The 15,632-nt window shown below is 57.6% G+C and carries 12 protein-coding genes and 1 riboswitch; of the genes, 7 read left to right on the top strand and 5 right to left on the bottom strand.

Annotated features, from left to right (window positions below; genetic code table 11):
- Positions 1-48: 48 nt before the first annotated feature.
- On the top strand, positions 49-1,110 hold the full coding sequence (locus K3169_RS01865) for an alpha/beta fold hydrolase (RefSeq protein ID WP_263269740.1): 1,062 nt from the start codon (positions 49-51) through the stop codon (positions 1,108-1,110).
- A 195-nt stretch (positions 1,111-1,305) separates the two neighbouring features.
- On the opposite strand, the gene K3169_RS01860 is transcribed toward K3169_RS01865, so the two are convergent.
- Positions 1,306-1,710: an acyl-CoA thioesterase gene (locus K3169_RS01860; protein ID WP_122806071.1), complete on the bottom strand. Its 405-nt coding sequence runs from the start codon at positions 1,708-1,710 to the stop codon at positions 1,306-1,308.
- 272 nt (positions 1,711-1,982) lie between these two features.
- Positions 1,983-2,088, top strand: a riboswitch (S-adenosyl-L-homocysteine riboswitch).
- A gap of 22 nt (positions 2,089-2,110) precedes the next feature.
- Here K3169_RS01860 and ahcY point away from each other — a divergent pair.
- The 3 genes from ahcY to K3169_RS01845 all read left to right on the top strand — a co-directional run bounded on the left by ahcY (position 2,111) and on the right by K3169_RS01845 (position 6,878).
- Complete coding sequence (gene ahcY / locus K3169_RS01855) at positions 2,111-3,520, top strand: adenosylhomocysteinase (RefSeq protein WP_027902555.1); 1,410 nt, start codon at positions 2,111-2,113, stop codon at positions 3,518-3,520.
- Positions 3,521-3,704: 184 nt separating this feature from the next.
- Entirely contained in the window at positions 3,705-4,550 is an 846-nt protein-coding gene (metF, locus tag K3169_RS01850; protein ID WP_027902554.1) for a methylenetetrahydrofolate reductase [NAD(P)H], read from the top strand.
- A 420-nt stretch (positions 4,551-4,970) separates the two neighbouring features.
- The gene (locus K3169_RS01845) at positions 4,971-6,878 is read left to right on the top strand and encodes a DEAD/DEAH box helicase (RefSeq protein ID WP_231676101.1); all 1,908 of its coding nucleotides are present in this window, start codon (positions 4,971-4,973) and stop codon (positions 6,876-6,878) included.
- Positions 6,879-7,112: 234 nt separating this feature from the next.
- Here K3169_RS01845 and K3169_RS01840 read toward each other — a convergent pair whose 3' ends face one another.
- Both K3169_RS01840 and K3169_RS01835 read right to left on the bottom strand, forming a co-directional pair.
- Entirely contained in the window at positions 7,113-7,691 is a 579-nt protein-coding gene (locus tag K3169_RS01840) for a YceI family protein (protein WP_027902551.1), read from the bottom strand.
- 27 nt (positions 7,692-7,718) lie between these two features.
- Positions 7,719-8,267 (bottom strand): cytochrome b, encoded by a 549-nt coding sequence (locus tag K3169_RS01835; RefSeq protein ID WP_027902550.1) that lies wholly within the window; start codon positions 8,265-8,267, stop codon positions 7,719-7,721.
- Positions 8,268-8,743: 476 nt separating this feature from the next.
- Between K3169_RS01835 and K3169_RS01830 the strand changes: the two genes are divergently transcribed.
- Positions 8,744-9,094, top strand: a complete 351-nt coding sequence (locus K3169_RS01830) for a hypothetical protein (protein WP_164581488.1) — start codon at positions 8,744-8,746, stop codon at positions 9,092-9,094.
- A gap of 284 nt (positions 9,095-9,378) precedes the next feature.
- On the opposite strand, the gene K3169_RS01825 is transcribed toward K3169_RS01830, so the two are convergent.
- Positions 9,379-11,238, bottom strand: a complete 1,860-nt coding sequence (locus K3169_RS01825; protein ID WP_263269736.1) for a flavin monoamine oxidase family protein — start codon at positions 11,236-11,238, stop codon at positions 9,379-9,381.
- A 379-nt stretch (positions 11,239-11,617) separates the two neighbouring features.
- Here K3169_RS01825 and K3169_RS01820 point away from each other — a divergent pair, with 379 nt between their 5' ends.
- Both K3169_RS01820 and K3169_RS01815 read left to right on the top strand, forming a co-directional pair.
- Positions 11,618-13,024 carry an adenosylmethionine--8-amino-7-oxononanoate transaminase gene (locus K3169_RS01820; RefSeq protein WP_122395387.1) on the top strand — a complete coding sequence of 469 codons (1,407 nt, stop codon included), beginning with the start codon at positions 11,618-11,620 and terminating at the stop codon, positions 13,022-13,024.
- A 156-nt stretch (positions 13,025-13,180) separates the two neighbouring features.
- Positions 13,181-13,900 (top strand): 16S rRNA (uracil(1498)-N(3))-methyltransferase, encoded by a 720-nt coding sequence (locus K3169_RS01815; RefSeq protein ID WP_099267857.1) that lies wholly within the window; start codon positions 13,181-13,183, stop codon positions 13,898-13,900.
- 290 nt (positions 13,901-14,190) lie between these two features.
- On the opposite strand, the gene hydA is transcribed toward K3169_RS01815, so the two are convergent.
- Entirely contained in the window at positions 14,191-15,630 is a 1,440-nt protein-coding gene (gene hydA, locus K3169_RS01810) for a dihydropyrimidinase (protein WP_027902045.1), read from the bottom strand.
- Positions 15,631-15,632: the final 2 nt, after the last annotated feature.

Here is a 15,632-nt window from a genome sequence, read left to right as displayed (position 1 = left end):
GGCCCTGGCAACAGCTTCACCTCATAAAAACAAAAAGAGGAACTGAACATGCGAGGATTCAAAGGTGGCCTGTGCGCTGCGCTGCTGATCGTGGCGCAGACGGGAATGGCCTTCGCGGCGAGTGTTCCAGCCGCAGTTGAGGCGGTATGGACAGCCCCCAGCTTCACTTTCCATACCGGCGAAAAACTGGATAACCTGCGGATGAGTTACATCACCGTCGGCGATCCGAAGAACCCGGCGATACTCTATCTGCACGGCACCAATCGCCCGGCCAGTGACATGCTGGGCAAGGAATTCGGGGGTGAGCTGTTTGGTCCGGGGCAGCCTCTGGACGCCAGCAAGTACTACATCATTGCCCCCGATGGCATCGGCGTCGGCAAGTCGAGCAAGCCTTCTGACGGTTTGCGCATGAAGTTTCCCGCCTACAACTACGACGACATGGTCGAGGCGCAGTATCGCCTGCTGACCGAAGGCATGGGCATCAAGCATTTACGGCTGGTCATGGGCAACTCCATGGGCGGCATGCAGACATGGATGTGGGGCCAGAAATGGCCGGACATGATGGATGCGCTGGTACCGATGGCTTCGCAACCTACCGCGATGTCGGCGCGCAACTGGATCATGCGGCGCATGTTGATCGAATCCATCAAGCAGGACCCGGCCTGGAACGAAGGCAACTACACCAGCCCGCCGCCTTCGTTGCGTCTGGCTAATGTGATGTTTGGCTTCGGTACCAGCGGTGGCACCCTTGCTTATCAGGCTTTGGCGCCAACGCGAGCTCAGGCAGACAAACTGGTTGATGAAAAGCTGGCAGCGCCGCTGCCAGGGGATGCCAACGATTTCATTTACCAATGGCAGTCCTCGGCGGACTACGATGTCTCGCCAAAGCTATCGGCGATCAAAGCGCCAGTACTGGCAATCAACAGTGCCGACGACGAGCGTAATCCACCTGAGACCGGGACTATGCAGAAATCACTCGCTCAGTTGAAAAACGCGCGTCTGGTGTTGATCCCTGCCAGCGCAGAAACCCGCGGGCACGGCACGACCAACATGGCTCGCTTTTATGCTGAACCGCTGAGTGAGTTCATGAAGGCAACGGCGCGGCCTTGATGGTATTGAGATCTATCTTTCAGCGGGAGACTCGATGTTTGCCTGCGAGCTGATAGACGACGCAAAACCCTGTGGGAGCGGTGCTTGCCCGCGATAGGGACACCGCGATCTTAAGTGAACCGCGTCCAGCCTTATCGCGGGCAAGCACCGCTCCCACAGGAGACCGCATTTCCAGACAAGACCGGCCGCTTCGGTTTATTCGTCGATCGACTCTTCCTTGAACTGATCTTTCACATAGGTGATTTCGGTTTTGCCGTGCGGCGCTGGCAGGCCGTCTTCGCCGAGGTTGACGAACACCATCTTCTCAACCGTCAGGATGCTCTTGCGGGTGATCTTGTTGCGGACCTGACAGGTCAGGGTGATCGAAGTGCGGCCAAATTCGGTGGCGGTGATACCCAACTCGATGATGTCGCCCTGACGCGAAGCGCTGACAAAGTTGATCTCTGAAATGTACTTGGTCACCACGCGCTGGTTGCCCAGTTGCACGATGGCGTAGATCGCTGCTTCCTCATCGATCCATCGCAACAGGCTGCCACCGAACAGGGTGCCGTTGGGGTTGAGGTCTTCAGGTTTAACCCACTTGCGAGTGTGGAAGTTCATGTCTGCTCCTGATCGTCTGCGGATTGATGCCGGTCATCATGGCAGACACAGCTGATATCAGCACAGTCATCGCCCTCTATTGAATTGATAAGGCTACGCTGGATTGAGCACGTTACAGCCGTACCCTCCGTCCGCTTTACTGCACTTTTTCAATCATCAGATTGAAGTTCGCCGAGCATCCGCCGATAGAAAACATTGGGAAGATGAGTCAGCTTGGCTATAATCCCCACCGTTTCAAAACGGTCATCTTCACTTGATACCGTTCCCGCCACCTGTCCGAGGGGCGCTGCAGCAGGTTTTCCTGTCAGGCTCGGATGGGGCGTTGTTTGACCGGGTTGTCCCTGTCGAACCTTAAACGCACAACGGCGCCCATTCGCACACTACGAATGGAGACTCTCTAATGAGTGCAGTACTTACGCCCGCAGATTTTTCCGACTACAAAGTAGCCGACATGTCCCTGGCTGCCTGGGGCCGTCGCGAAACCATCATCGCTGAATCCGAAATGCCTGCACTGATGGGCCTGCGCCGCAAATACTCCGGCGAGCAACCGCTCAAGGGCGCGAAGATTCTCGGCTGCATACACATGACCATTCAGACTGCCGTACTGATCGAAACCCTGGTTGCCCTGGGTGCCGAAGTTCGCTGGTCGTCCTGCAACATTTTCTCCACTCAAGACCAGGCCGCTGCTGCCATTGCTGCTGCCGGTATCCCTGTTTTCGCCTGGAAAGGCGAGACTGAAGAAGAATACGAGTGGTGCCTTGAGCAAACCATCCTGAAAGATGGCGCGCCTTGGGATGCCAACATGATCCTCGACGACGGCGGCGACCTGACCGAGCTGCTGCACAAGAAATATCCGGCCATCCTGGACCGCGTTCACGGCGTGACCGAAGAAACCACCACTGGCGTTCACCGCTTGCTGGACATGCTGGCCAAAGGCGAGCTGAAAATCCCGGCCATCAACGTTAACGACTCGGTGACCAAGAGCAAAAACGACAACAAATACGGCTGCCGTCACAGCCTGAACGACGCTATCAAGCGTGGTACTGACCACCTGCTGTCGGGCAAGCAAGCACTGGTTATCGGTTATGGCGACGTGGGCAAGGGCTCGGCTCAATCCCTGCGTCAGGAAGGCATGATCGTTAAAGTGACCGAAGTCGATCCGATCTGCGCCATGCAAGCCTGCATGGACGGTTTCGAGCTGGTTTCGCCGTTCATCGACGGTGAAAACGACGGCACCGAAGCAAGCATCGACAAAGCACTGCTGGGCAAGATCGACCTGATCGTGACCACCACTGGTAACGTCAATGTCTGCGACTCGAACATGCTCAAAGCGCTGAAAAAACGCGCTGTGGTCTGCAACATCGGTCACTTCGACAACGAAATCGACACCGCTTTCATGCGCAAGAACTGGGCATGGGAAGAAGTGAAGCCACAGGTACACAAGATCCACCGTACCGGCCCTGGCGCATTCGATGCCCAGAACGACGACTACCTGATCCTGCTGGCCGAAGGCCGTCTGGTTAACCTGGGTAACGCCACTGGTCACCCAAGCCGCATCATGGACGGTTCGTTCGCCAACCAGGTTCTGGCGCAGATCTTCCTGTTCGGTCAGAAGTACGCCGATCTGTCCCCGGCTCAAAAAGCCGAGCGTCTGACCGTTGAAGTACTGCCGAAGAAACTTGACGAAGAAGTGGCCCTGGAAATGGTTCGCGGCTTCGGCGGCGTTGTGACCAAACTGACCAAAACCCAGGCCGACTACATCGGCGTGACCGTTGATGGTCCGTTCAAGCCGCACGCGTATCGCTACTAAGCAGCGGTAGCTTCAAGCTTCAAGCGGCAAGTAAAAGCGTTTCATTTACTTGTGGCTTGGGCTTGGCGCTTGTTTCTTTATCGTTTTTACGCAGCCGTGAGCTGCAAGCTTTGGTGACAAGATTGGGCGCATTGCCCTCTTGCAGCTTTTAGCTTGCAGCTTGTAGCTGGAGGTTCCCTCCACCATGTCCCAAGACCGCAGCTTCAGCTTCGAATTCTTCCCGACGAAGACCGAGGCTGGCCATGAAAAGCTTCTGAACGTTGCTCGTCAGATAGCCAGTTACAACCCCGCTTTTTTCTCCTGCACTTATGGTGCCGGTGGATCCACGCGCGACGGTACGATCAACACCGTCATGCAGCTGCAAAACGAAGTAAAAGTACCGTCCGCACCGCATCTGTCCTGCGTTGGCGACAGCAAGGATGACCTGCGCGTTCTGCTGAACCAATACAAGGAAGCCGGTATCAAGCGCATCGTTGCACTGCGCGGCGACCTGCCCTCGGGTATGGGCATGTCCAGCGGTGAACTGCGCTACGCCAGCGACCTGGTTTCGTTCATTCGTGAAGAAACCGGCAGCCATTTCCACATCGAAGTAGCGGCTTATCCTGAGATGCACCCTCAGGCGCGCAATTTCGATGACGACGTGAAGAACTTCGTGCACAAGGCCCAGGCCGGTGCCGACAGCGCAATTACCCAGTATTTCTTCAACGCCGACAGCTACTTCCACTTCCTGGAACGCGTGCAGAAGAAAGGCGTTACCCTGCCAATCGTGCCGGGCATCATGCCGATCACCAACTACAGCAAGCTCGCGCGCTTCTCCGATGCCTGCGGTGCGGAAATCCCGCGCTGGATCCGCAAGCAGCTGGAAGCCTACGGCGACGACGTGCAAAGCATCCAGGCGTTTGGCGAACAAGTCATCACCGAGATGTGCGAACGCCTGCTGCAAGGTGGCGCGCCAGGGCTTCACTTCTATACCCTGAACCAGGCTGAACCGAGCCTGGCGGTCTGGAACAACCTGAAGTTGCCGCGTTAAGCGGAGGTTGCGTGGCTGGCAGGTTTCGCGCATTGTGACCTGCCAGCGCTTCCAGACAACTGCCGCATTCACCGGTATAGACACCGTTGAGCAGCAGGAAAGCAGCGCTTGGCGTTTGCTCTGTTATACTCCGGCCTTCCCGCCAGGCTTACGCCCGGATGCTCGGTCTTGTTTCAGGCTCCTCGATCACGCCAATAGCGCATCTTCTTTTATTGCGCAGCGTCACGAGATGCACTGAAGGCCCAGCAGGACCGGACGGGACTGCGTTCTCCAAAGCTTGAACGAAAACACCGAGCCGCGATCACCCTGTTCACCGAACAGCATGGTCGACGCTCAGGCAGTTTCGACGAAGCCTGAACGCCATTCGCGCCAGGCAAGACTTCCCTTTGAGCATAAGCTCTAACTAAAACAGGATTACTCATGTCCTTTGCTTCCCTCGGTCTCTCCGAGGCTCTAGTTCGCGCCATCGAGGCAGCGGGCTATACCCAGCCTACTCCGGTGCAACAGCGGGCCATTCCCGCCGTGTTGCAAGGTCGCGACCTGATGGTTGCCGCCCAGACAGGTACTGGTAAAACCGGTGGTTTCGCCCTTCCGATTCTGGAACGGTTGTTTCCCAACGGTCATCCGGACAAATCTCAACGTCACGGCCCGCGCCAACCGCGCGTACTGGTCCTGACCCCGACTCGCGAACTCGCCGCTCAGGTGCATGACAGCTTCAAGCTGTACGCCCGCGATCTGAAGTTCGTCAGCGCCTGCATCTTCGGTGGCGTCGGCATGAACCCACAGGTTCAAGCCATGGCCCGTGGCGTAGACGTGCTGGTGGCCTGCCCTGGCCGTCTGCTCGATCTGGCCGGTCAAGGCAGTGTCGACCTGTCCCACGTTGAAATCCTCGTGCTCGATGAAGCCGACCGGATGCTCGACATGGGCTTCGTACACGACGTGAAGAAAGTGCTCGCACGTCTGCCCGCCAAGCGTCAGAACCTGCTGTTCTCGGCGACGTTCTCCAACGACATCACGGCGTTGGCAGGCAAGCTGTTGCACAACCCGGAGCGCATCGAAGTCACGCCGCCGAACACCACGGTCGAGCGTATCGAGCAACGCGTGTTCCGCCTGCCCGCCAACCACAAGCGTTCGCTGCTGGCGCACCTGATCACTCAGGGTGCCTGGGAGCAAGTGCTGGTCTTCACTCGCACCAAACACGGCGCAAACCGTCTGGCCGAGTACCTGGACAAACACGGTCTTACCGCTGTGGCGATCCACGGTAACAAGAGCCAGAACGCTCGCACCAAAGCGCTGGCCGATTTCAAGGCCGGTGAAGTACGCATCATGGTTGCGACTGACATCGCCGCTCGCGGCCTGGATATCGACCAGTTGCCGCACGTGGTCAACTTCGAACTGCCGAACGTAGACGAAGACTATGTTCACCGCATCGGTCGTACAGGCCGTGCAGGCCGTAACGGCGAAGCGATTTCGCTGGTTGCTCCGGACGAAGAAAAGCTGCTCAAAAGCATCGAGCGCATGACCAAGCAGAAGATTGCCGATGGCGATCTGATGGGCTTCGACATGTCCGCAGTAGAAGCCGAGAAGCCTGAAGTTCGCGAGCGTCCGGACGTGCGTAACCCACGCAATCCGCGCGGCCCTCGTGGCGATGGTCCGAACGGCGGTGGCGGTGGTCGCAAAGACAAAGGCAAAGATAAGGGCAAGGAAAAACCGGCAGCCGCTGCTGGTGAACGTCCGGCCCGCAAGCCGCGTGAACAACAGAAGCCTCGCGGTGAAGGTGCTCCGGCTCGCGAACAGCGTGCGTCAAATCCTCGCGCAGCTGCACCGCGCCCGGCTGCAGATCGCGCCCCGGACGAGTTTCTGGATGACGAAGTGGATAACTTCGGCAACCGCGCTGATTACGTCAGTCCGTATAAGGACAAGAACCAGAGCCGCGGTCGTCGTCCTGGCGCTCCGGCAGCCAGCACGGGTACCGGCGCTGCTCCAGCCGCTCGCGCCCCGCGCCCAAGTGGTCCGCGCAGTAGTGGCGGTGGTGCATCCACCGGTACGCCACCAGCCAAGCGCAACGGCCCTCGTAACGGTGCTCCACGCGATGGTCAGGCTCGCCGTGACGAGAACCCGCGCAACCGCCGTCCGGCACGCGATGACTCGGCCCGTCAGGAACCGGCAGTTCGCGGTCCTCGCGACAGCCAGAGCCAGCCGCAACCGAAGATCATGCACAAAGAGTCGAAAAGCGACCGGTTCCCGTCCGCTGAACAACTCGATCAGTTGCCAACCCGCCCACGCGGTGAAAAACCAGCCCTGCTGACCCGCAACCGCGAAGGTTAAGCAAGGCCGGAACAAAAAACGCCCCGACTGGTTCGGGGCGTTTTTGTGTGTGAAACCCTGTTGAAGCCGATCCTTGTGGGAGCGAATTCATTGGCGAAGAGGCCAGTACATCCAATGCATATTCGTCGTTTGAGACGCCGCCTTCGCGAATGAATTCGCTCCCACAGTCAATCGTTGTATTTCAGACAAAAAAACGCCGACCCTGAGGTCGGCGTTTTTGATCAACCGGAAAGCTTACTTGGCTTGAACGCCTTCGAAGCTGATTTCCAGGTCCAGAGTTTGCGAGGTAGGACCTGGGCCTTTGATGCCGAAGTCATTCAGGTTAAGCGTCGAAGTACCGTTGAAACCGGCACGGTAGCCGCCCCATGGATCCTTGCCTTCGCCGTTGAAAGTCGCCTTGATCACGATCGGCTTGGTCACGCCGTGCAGGGTCAGGTCGCCCGTCACGTCAGCAGTTTTTGCGCCGGTAGACTTGACCGCGGTAGAGACGAACTTGGCTTCAGGAAACTTGGCAACGTCCAGGAAGTCCTTGCTGCTGATGTGCTTGTCGCGCTCAGCGTGGTTGGTGAACAGGCTGGCGGTTTTCAGCTCAACGTCGATTTTGCTGGCTTCAGGCTTGGCAGCGTCAAAACTGAACTTGCCGCTCCAGTCCTTGAACGTACCGTGGATGAAGCTGTAGCCCAGGTGGCTGATCTTGAAGTCAACGAAAGCGTGCTGGCCTTCTTTGTCGATCACGTAATCAGCGGCCATCGCCTGACCGGCAGACAACAGTGCAGTACCAAGAGCCAGTGCGGCGAGAGTCTTCTTCAACATGCTTTTATTCCCGTTTTGGTTGAACAATTAAGCGCGACCCAGCATACGCTTGAGGGTCACATCGCGATCAATGAAGTGGTGTTTCAGTGCAGCGAGACCATGCAGCCCTGCGAAGACCACCAGTACCCAAGCCAGGTACAAGTGAATCCAGCCAGCGGTTTCGGCCTGATCAGGCAAACCGCTGAACAGCGCAGGTATTTCAAACAGGCCAAATACCGGGATCCCCACGCCGTCGGCGGTGGAAATGAGGTAACCGGCGAACATCACAGCAAACAGACCGACATAAAGAAACATATGCCCAACGTGCGCGCCGATTCGCGTCCACTTGCCATAGCTGGCGAGAGACGGCGGCGGCGGGCTGAGCAGGCGCCAGACAATGCGGAACAACATAAAGGCGAATAACGTGATGCCAATGCTTTTGTGCAGATCGGGCCCGGCCTTACGCCACGTGTCGTAATAATCCAGACCTACCATCCACAGCCCTAGCGCGAACAAACCAAACACTGCAACAGCAACGCCCCAGTGCAGCACCATGCTGACCAGACCGTAGCGAGAGGATGAGTTGCGTAACTGCATTGCCATTACCCTGTAGGAGTTGATGCCAGACTAGCTTTTTATCTATCGAATGAAAGCGCAAAATTTCGCTTTGAAGTATCGAATAATACGATTGTTACGTTTTTCATCAGCTCCATCGCCGCGTCCGCATTCAATGCTGACTGTCATTGATAGACGAAAAAGCGATAACCCGCGTATTACTCAAGCCCAGCATCGCGAGAATTGCTTCGTAACAAAACCTTGCCATGACCATCGGCCTTTCAACTGCGATGAGCGGCACTTCGCCCTAAATCCTCGGCCGATGCACTACCTGCTTGACCTCCCGTCAAAGAAGGCTAAAAACCCTCAAAAGGTCAAATTAATGACTAAAACCATGTTCATTAAAATGACACCATCCAATGAATTCGCAATGAGTGACGTTATTCCGACAGATGGAAGCATTAGGCCATTGTTACCGACCTGAATAAGCCTCAGCATCTCCCACAGGCCTACAAGGGATGAGCCTGTGCCTCTCTTGCACCAAGCCCAAATCAATCACTGCAACCCGTCTTCAGACAGTAACGAGTACCGGAGCAGGACTTTTAGATCGCATCGATCAATGGAGCAACACCGCGATGATGACTGTTTATTTTGTCGTTATGACAATGTGCAGTGGTATGGAAGGCTGTGTGGAAGAGCGAAAGGCAGGAGACGCCTACGCATCCCGGGAAGAATGCATGACCAAGGTGAGCACTATCACGCGACGTAAAGGCGTGAAGTACAAGTGCAGAAGCGAGCCGCAGTGGGTTCTCAAAGAAGATCGGCGCGTTGAAGGCGCCAAGAGCTTCGCGACGACGGGCGCAAAATAAGCGGTTTCCAGATTTTTGTAGGCATTGCCTCCTCCCGCCAACACCGACCCGTAGGAGCGCTTGCCGCGATCGCGTGAGCACAGGCGATATATTCATCGACTGAAAACCCAATCGCGGGCAAGCGCGCTCCTACAGGTATCCGTTTTCTGCAAGACAGCGCAAAGTCAGGGAGAAGGGGCATTTCTTTCAGAAGTTGAGTTTGCCGGTAACAAACCTAAAAATAGCAAAACGAAAAAGGGCGCGATCTCAAGATCGCGCCCTTTTCTTTTGCTACTTCAGTCCGATCAGTTTTTAGCCTCAGCAGCGGCTTTGGCCTTCGCCTTGGCAGCAGCTGCTTTCTTGTCAGCTTCAATCTGGGCCGGGGTTTTGGCAGGGGCCTTTTTCGCAGCTTCTTTAGCTGGAGCTTTCTTGGCAGGCTCAGCCTTTTTCACCGGTGCCTTTTTAGCGGGTTCGACCTTGGCAGGCTCGGCCTTGACCGGTGCGACGACAGGTGCAACCACCGGAGCTACAGCCTCAGGAGCGGGAGCAGGTGCTGGCTCAGGAGCTTTCTCGACGGGCTTGGCGACAGGCTCTTCAGCACAACCGAACCAGCACGAGAAGAAACCACCTTTTTCCTTAGCTTTGGCCTCATCAGCCGCTTTGGCTGGCTCAGGCTTTTTGGCTTCAGCCTTGTCAGACGAACCGCCAAACATATTGCTGAAGAAACCACCTTCGTCCTTCTTCACTGCAGGTGCTGGCGCAGGGACGATTTTCACAGGTTCGAACGACTTGCCAGCGGCCAGATCCTGGACCTGACTGGCGGCACGCTGGCCTGTGCGCAAAGCGCCTTCTACCGTGCCAGGGTAAAGCGTATCAGTGTGCTCACCGGCAAAGGCTACGCGCAGAATCGGCTTTTCCCACACACGCCAGAACTTGCTGATCTGCCCCGGTCCGAATGCCAGATAGGAACCACCAGTGGACGGGTCGACGCTGTAACGACGGATCTCGTAGCCGGTGTAAGCGCCGCGAGCCTGTGGGTAGAACGTGTGCAGGCGAATCAGTACCTGATCTACCAATTGCTTGTCGCCAAAGGCCTGCATGATCCGCGCGTTATCGCCGGACAGGTTGATCACCACATTGGCGCCGCCCTTGGTTGCTGGCTCGATCCACAGCATGCCCAGACCGGTGTTGCTGAAGATCTCGCCAGACATGCGAGCCTTGCTTTCCCACACAGGCGTCTTGAACTTGAGCATGATCTGGTCGCGCCAACCGTAGTTGGTGCTCTTGATCGCCGCCATGTGCTGGGCATCCAGCGCAGGCGTCATCTGAATCTTGCTCAATGCGCGAAGCGGCACGGCCAGCACCACGTAATCAGCACTGTAACCGACTGCGCCCGCCTTGACCGTTACGCCGTCCTTATCCTGAACGATGGCGGAAACCGGTGAGTTGGTCTTGATGGTTTTGATTTGCTTGGCGAACGCTTCAGCCAGTACCGCGCTGCCACCTGGCAGACGCGCTGCACGGCGATCACGGTCGTCAACGTTGCGATAAACCCGGGATTGCTGTGCGAAATACAGCAGCGACAAGCGCGACGGCTCGTCATAGCGGGTACGAATTTCCTGATTGATCAACTGGCGAGCGGTGGCTGGCAGGGTCAGACGATCCAGCCAGTTCGCCACGTTGATCTGATCCAGTGCAAACAGCGTGCTGTTGGCCGCCGGGTTTTCCGGGTTGTCGATGGAGCGCGCCAGATTGTCGAGGGTTTCCTCGTAGCGCTTGATCGCCTCGGCGGTCGCCGGTTGCTTGAGCGCCAGATCGGCCTTGCTGAAATAAACGCCATCAATCAGGTAACCCGGCGTGCGGACAAACTCCGGCGCAGGCACCGTGGCCAGCTTGAAGCGCTCCAGATACTGGTTCAACGCAGGCTGCGCCTTGGTATTGCCGATCCATTCGCTGGTAGCCAGACCGGAGCGGCCGCCCAGCGCGGGTTTGGCTTCCAGCAGCGTGACCTGCCAGCCTTTGGCTTGCAGCTCGTACGCCGCTGTCAGGCCCGAAAGCCCACCACCAACCACGATCGCAGTCTTTTGTTTTTCATTAGCGAGCGCCGAAACGCTGACCAGCCCAACTAAAACGAGCGCACAGGCGCGCAGCCAACCAGAAAGCATTCAGCAGACTCCGAAAAAAGCAGGGGAGGTTTCGGTAAATGACGCTCGATACGTCACAGAGGCGCGAAGGATACGCCAGCCGCAGCAGGGCTACCAGTGATGTCCATCGGGCGCCTGTCAAACATAAAAAAACTATCTGAATGAATGGTTTTTTCTGTAGGAGCGCGCTTGCCCGCGATGGCGACAATTCAGGCAATACGTTTTTTGCTGACACACCGCATCGCGGGCAAGCGCGCTCCTACGGGATCTGTGTTTTCTGCACGAAAGCGTTCGCATCCAAAACCAATTGGCACTAAAGGTTGTCCCGTAGCCGGGCATTGCATAGGCTTGCGCGATTGCTCGTCCTCGCACCATGCGAGTCGCTATCCGGAGAAAACCAATGGGCCTGAATGATCAGTGGATGCAGCGCGACCTCAAGGTTCTGTGGCACCCCTGCACCCAGATGAAAGACCACGAAAGCCTGCCGCTGATTCCGATCAAACGTGGTGAGGGTGTGTGGCTGGAAGACTTCGAAGGCAAACGCTATCTGGACGCCGTCAGTTCCTGGTGGGTCAATGTGTTTGGCCACGCCAACCCGCGTATCAATCAACGCATCAAGGATCAGGTCGACCAACTGGAACATGTGATCCTTGCCGGTTTCAGCCACCAGCCGGTGATTGAACTGTCCGAGCGGCTGGTCAAACTGACGCCTGATGGTCTGACCCGCTGCTTCTATGCCGACAACGGTTCGTCCTGCATCGAAGTCGCGCTGAAAATGAGCTTTCACTATTGGCTCAACCGCGGCCAGCCGGACAAGAAGCGCTTCGTCACCCTGACCAACAGTTATCACGGCGAAACCATGGCCGCGATGTCAGTGGGCGACGTGCCGTTGTTCACCGAAACCTATAAAGCGCTGCTGATGGACACCATCAAGGTGCCAAGCCCGGATTGCTACCACCGCCCCGAAGGCATGAGCTGGGAAGAACACTCGCGCAATATGTTCGCTGCAATGGAACATGCGCTGGCCGAGAACCACGCCACGGTAGCTGCCGTCATCGTAGAGCCATTGATTCAGGGCGCAGGCGGTATGCGCATGTATCACCCGGTGTACCTCAAGCTGCTGCGTGAGGCCTGTGACCGATACGGGGTGCATTTGATCCACGACGAGATTGCCGTAGGTTTCGGCCGCACCGGAACCATGTTTGCCTGCGAGCAAGCCGGTATCCGCCCGGACTTCCTGTGTCTGTCCAAGGCGCTCACCGGCGGATATCTGCCACTGGCGGCCGTGCTGACAACCGACGACGTGTACGACGCGTTTTACGACGACTACCCGACGCTTCGCGCCTTTCTGCATTCGCACAGCTACACCGGCAACCCGTTGGCGTGCGCAGCGGCATTGGCGACACTGGATATTTTCGAGCAAGACAACGTCATCGAAAGCAACAAAGCCCTGGCCCAGCGTATGGCCACCGCCACCGCGCATCTGGTGGATCATCCGCATGTGGCTGAAGTGCGTCAGACCGGCATGGCGCTGGCCATCGAGATGGTTCAGGACAAAGCCACCAAAACAGCCTACCCGTGGCAGGAACGCCGTGGACTGCAGGTGTTCCAGCATGCACTGGAGCGCGGCGCGCTATTGCGTCCGCTGGGCAGCGTGGTTTACTTCCTGCCACCGTATGTGATCACGCCCGAGCAGATCGACTTCCTCGCCGAAGTCGCAACTGAAGGCATCGACATCGCGACGCGTAAAAGCATCAGCGTTGCCGTTAGAGAGAATTTCCACCCGGATTTTCGTGATCCGGGTTAGTAACAAGCATTAGATGAAACGCGCCCCCCTTGTGGGAGCGAGGCTTGCCCGCGATAAGGCTGGACGCAACAGACCTGATATCCGCGTCGCCCTTATCGCGGGCAAGCCTCGCTCCCACAAAGGGTCTGCGATTTACCAAAATTTCAGAGACCCACCATGAGACTGTCCCGCTTCTTCATCGACGCCACCCTGAGCCTCGGTGAACACGAACTGCCTGAAGCCCAGGCGCATTACATCGGCCGCGTGCTGCGGATGGCCGAAGGCGATGCACTGCAAGTGTTTGATGGCTCAGGCCAGGAGTTTCGCGGCACCTTGCTGGAAGTCGGCAAGAAACGCGTACGCGTCCAGCTCGATGAAACCTTCCCCGGGCAAACCGAATCGCCGCTGCGTATCCATCTCGGCCAGGGTTTGTCCCGTGGCGAGCGCATGGACTGGGCGATTCAGAAAGCAACCGAACTGGGCGTTACAGAGATCACTCCGATTGTCAGCGAGCGCTGCGAAGTGCGCCTCAAGGACGAGCGCGCCGAGAAGCGTCAGGCTCATTGGCAGCAAATCGCGATCAGCGCCTGCGAGCAATGTGGTCGCTCGGTGGTGCCGGTGATTCACCCGCCTATGCCTTTGGCTGAATGGCTCAAGCGCAGCGATGCCGAACTCAAGCTGGTGCTGCACCCTGTTGCAGAGCCGCTGACCAGCCACAACAAGCCCACCACCCTCGCCTTCCTGATTGGCCCGGAAGGCGGTTTGAACGACGCCGAAGTCGACCAGGCTCAGGACGCTGGCTTCCACGCCGCCCGCCTCGGCCCTCGCGTGCTGCGCACCGAAACCGCACCTGTTGTTGCTCTGAGCGTGGCGCAGCAGTTGTGGGGGGATTTTTAATCTCATCGCGCCGCAATACTGGACCTGTACAGACTGTGTGAAAACGTAGCGAGCGACGGCAAGACAAGGCAAAAACAGGCGAAAAAGCGGAGTCTAGGTGTTCTAAATGAGCATTTTTCGCCTGTTTTTAACGCAGTATTGTGCGCGTAGCACCGAAGGTGCCCAGCCTGCAGTAGTTTTCACACAGTCTGTGTAGGAGCGCGCTTGCCCGCGATGATGCCGGCACATCCAACGTTGATGGTGCCTGACACAAAGCCATCGCGGGCAAGCGCGCTCCTACAGGCTCCTCGCTACAGGTAAGGCAACTCGGTCTTCCTGCGCCGGGCCTTGGCTGGTTCCGGTCTTGCGCAGGGCAAGAACTGTCCGCGTCCCGGCTGGCCCAGCGCTTTGCCATCCCACACCACTTCGCCCCGTGAAAGCGTCAGCGCAGGCCAAGCGGTCAAGCGCATGCCCGCGTACGGCGTATAATCCACGCGATGGTGCAAGCGGTCGTTGTGCAACTCGAAATCCAGCCCTTCGTCCCAGATCACCAAATCCGCATCGGCGCCAATCGCGATACTGCCTTTGCGCGGATACAAGCCATAAAGCCGTGCGGCATTGGTCGAAGTCAGCGCGACAAATTCCTGCGCAGTAATGCGCCCGGTGCAGACGCCTTCCGACCAGAGCAACGCCATGCGCGTTTCAATGCCGGGGATGCCGTTGGCCACTTCCGAAAAGGGCGCATGTTCGCCATGAGCGCGTTTACCGTCCGGACCTTCGTAACGAAACGGCGCGTGGTCCGAGGAGAACACCTCAAACGAGCCATTCTGCAGGCCGTCCCAGATGACTTGCTGGTTCGCAGCGTCTCTCGGTGGCGGGCTGCAAATGCATTTGGCGCCCTCAAAACTGTCATCGCAGCCCAGCGAGTCGGCGGTCAGAAACAGGTATTGCGGACAGGTTTCGCCATACACCTTCAAGCCGTGGTCCTGCGCCCAGCGAATCTGCTCGATGGCTTCGCGCCCCGATACATGCACGATCAGGATGGGCACATCCACCAGTTCAGCCAGAGCAATGGCGCGGTGAGTGGCTTCGCGCTCTACCAACATGGGCCGTGACGTTGCGTGATAACGCGGAGCGCTTAACCCCGCCGCGAGAAGTCGCTCGGTCAGCCAGGCAATACAGTCACTGTTTTCAGCGTGCAGCATGACCATCGCACCCTGAGCACGTGCAACAGACAACGTCTCCAGTATCTGCCGGTCGTCCAGCTTTAGCGCGTCGTAGGTCATGTAGATCTTGAAAGAGGTGTAACCCTCTGCGATCAGTTCAGGCAGCTCGCGACTCAACACGTCTTCTGTAGGATCTGTCACGATCAAGTGGAAAGCGTAATCGATCAACGCCTTGCCATCCGCTCGCTGGTGATAATCATCGACAGCGGCACGCAGACTTTGCCCTTTCTGCTGACAGGCGAACGGGATCACCGTCGTCGTGCCGCCGCAGGCTGCGGAGCGGGTCCCGCTTTCGAAATCGTCCGCCATCACCGAACCGTCGCCGGTGGGCTGATCCAGATGCACATGACTGTCGATGCCGCCTGGCGTCACCGAGCGACCGGCTGCATCGATTTCACGAGTAGCGCCTTCCAGCCCCAGACCCAGCGCGACGATCAGCCCGTCGCGAACGCCAATATCACTGACAAAACTGTCCGCCGCCGTGATGACTTTGGCGTTGCGAATGACTAAATCGAAAGCCTGCATGG

This window comes from Pseudomonas phytophila, assembly GCF_025643095.1.
In the GTDB taxonomy this organism is placed as follows: Bacteria; Pseudomonadota; Gammaproteobacteria; order Pseudomonadales; family Pseudomonadaceae; genus Aquipseudomonas; species Aquipseudomonas quasicaspiana.
Note: the sequence above shows the minus strand (reverse complement) of the source record. Positions and strands in the feature narration are given on the sequence as shown.

Coding starts and splice junctions, on each gene's coding strand:
- K3169_RS01865 (WP_263269740.1), top strand. CDS start 49: ATGCGAGGATTCAAAGGTGGCCTGTGCGCTGCGCTGCTGATCGTGGCG.
- K3169_RS01835 (WP_027902550.1), bottom strand. CDS start 8,267: ATGCAGTTACGCAACTCATCCTCTCGCTACGGTCTGGTCAGCATGGTG.
- hydA (WP_027902045.1), bottom strand. CDS start 15,630: ATGCAGGCTTTCGATTTAGTCATTCGCAACGCCAAAGTCATCACGGCG.
- K3169_RS01840 (WP_027902551.1), bottom strand. CDS start 7,691: ATGTTGAAGAAGACTCTCGCCGCACTGGCTCTTGGTACTGCACTGTTG.
- K3169_RS01860 (WP_122806071.1), bottom strand. CDS start 1,710: ATGAACTTCCACACTCGCAAGTGGGTTAAACCTGAAGACCTCAACCCC.
- K3169_RS01845 (WP_231676101.1), top strand. CDS start 4,971: ATGTCCTTTGCTTCCCTCGGTCTCTCCGAGGCTCTAGTTCGCGCCATC.
- K3169_RS01825 (WP_263269736.1), bottom strand. CDS start 11,238: ATGCTTTCTGGTTGGCTGCGCGCCTGTGCGCTCGTTTTAGTTGGGCTG.
- K3169_RS01815 (WP_099267857.1), top strand. CDS start 13,181: ATGAGACTGTCCCGCTTCTTCATCGACGCCACCCTGAGCCTCGGTGAA.
- K3169_RS01830 (WP_164581488.1), top strand. CDS start 8,744: ATGAGCCTGTGCCTCTCTTGCACCAAGCCCAAATCAATCACTGCAACC.
- metF (WP_027902554.1), top strand. CDS start 3,705: ATGTCCCAAGACCGCAGCTTCAGCTTCGAATTCTTCCCGACGAAGACC.
- K3169_RS01820 (WP_122395387.1), top strand. CDS start 11,618: ATGGGCCTGAATGATCAGTGGATGCAGCGCGACCTCAAGGTTCTGTGG.
- ahcY (WP_027902555.1), top strand. CDS start 2,111: ATGAGTGCAGTACTTACGCCCGCAGATTTTTCCGACTACAAAGTAGCC.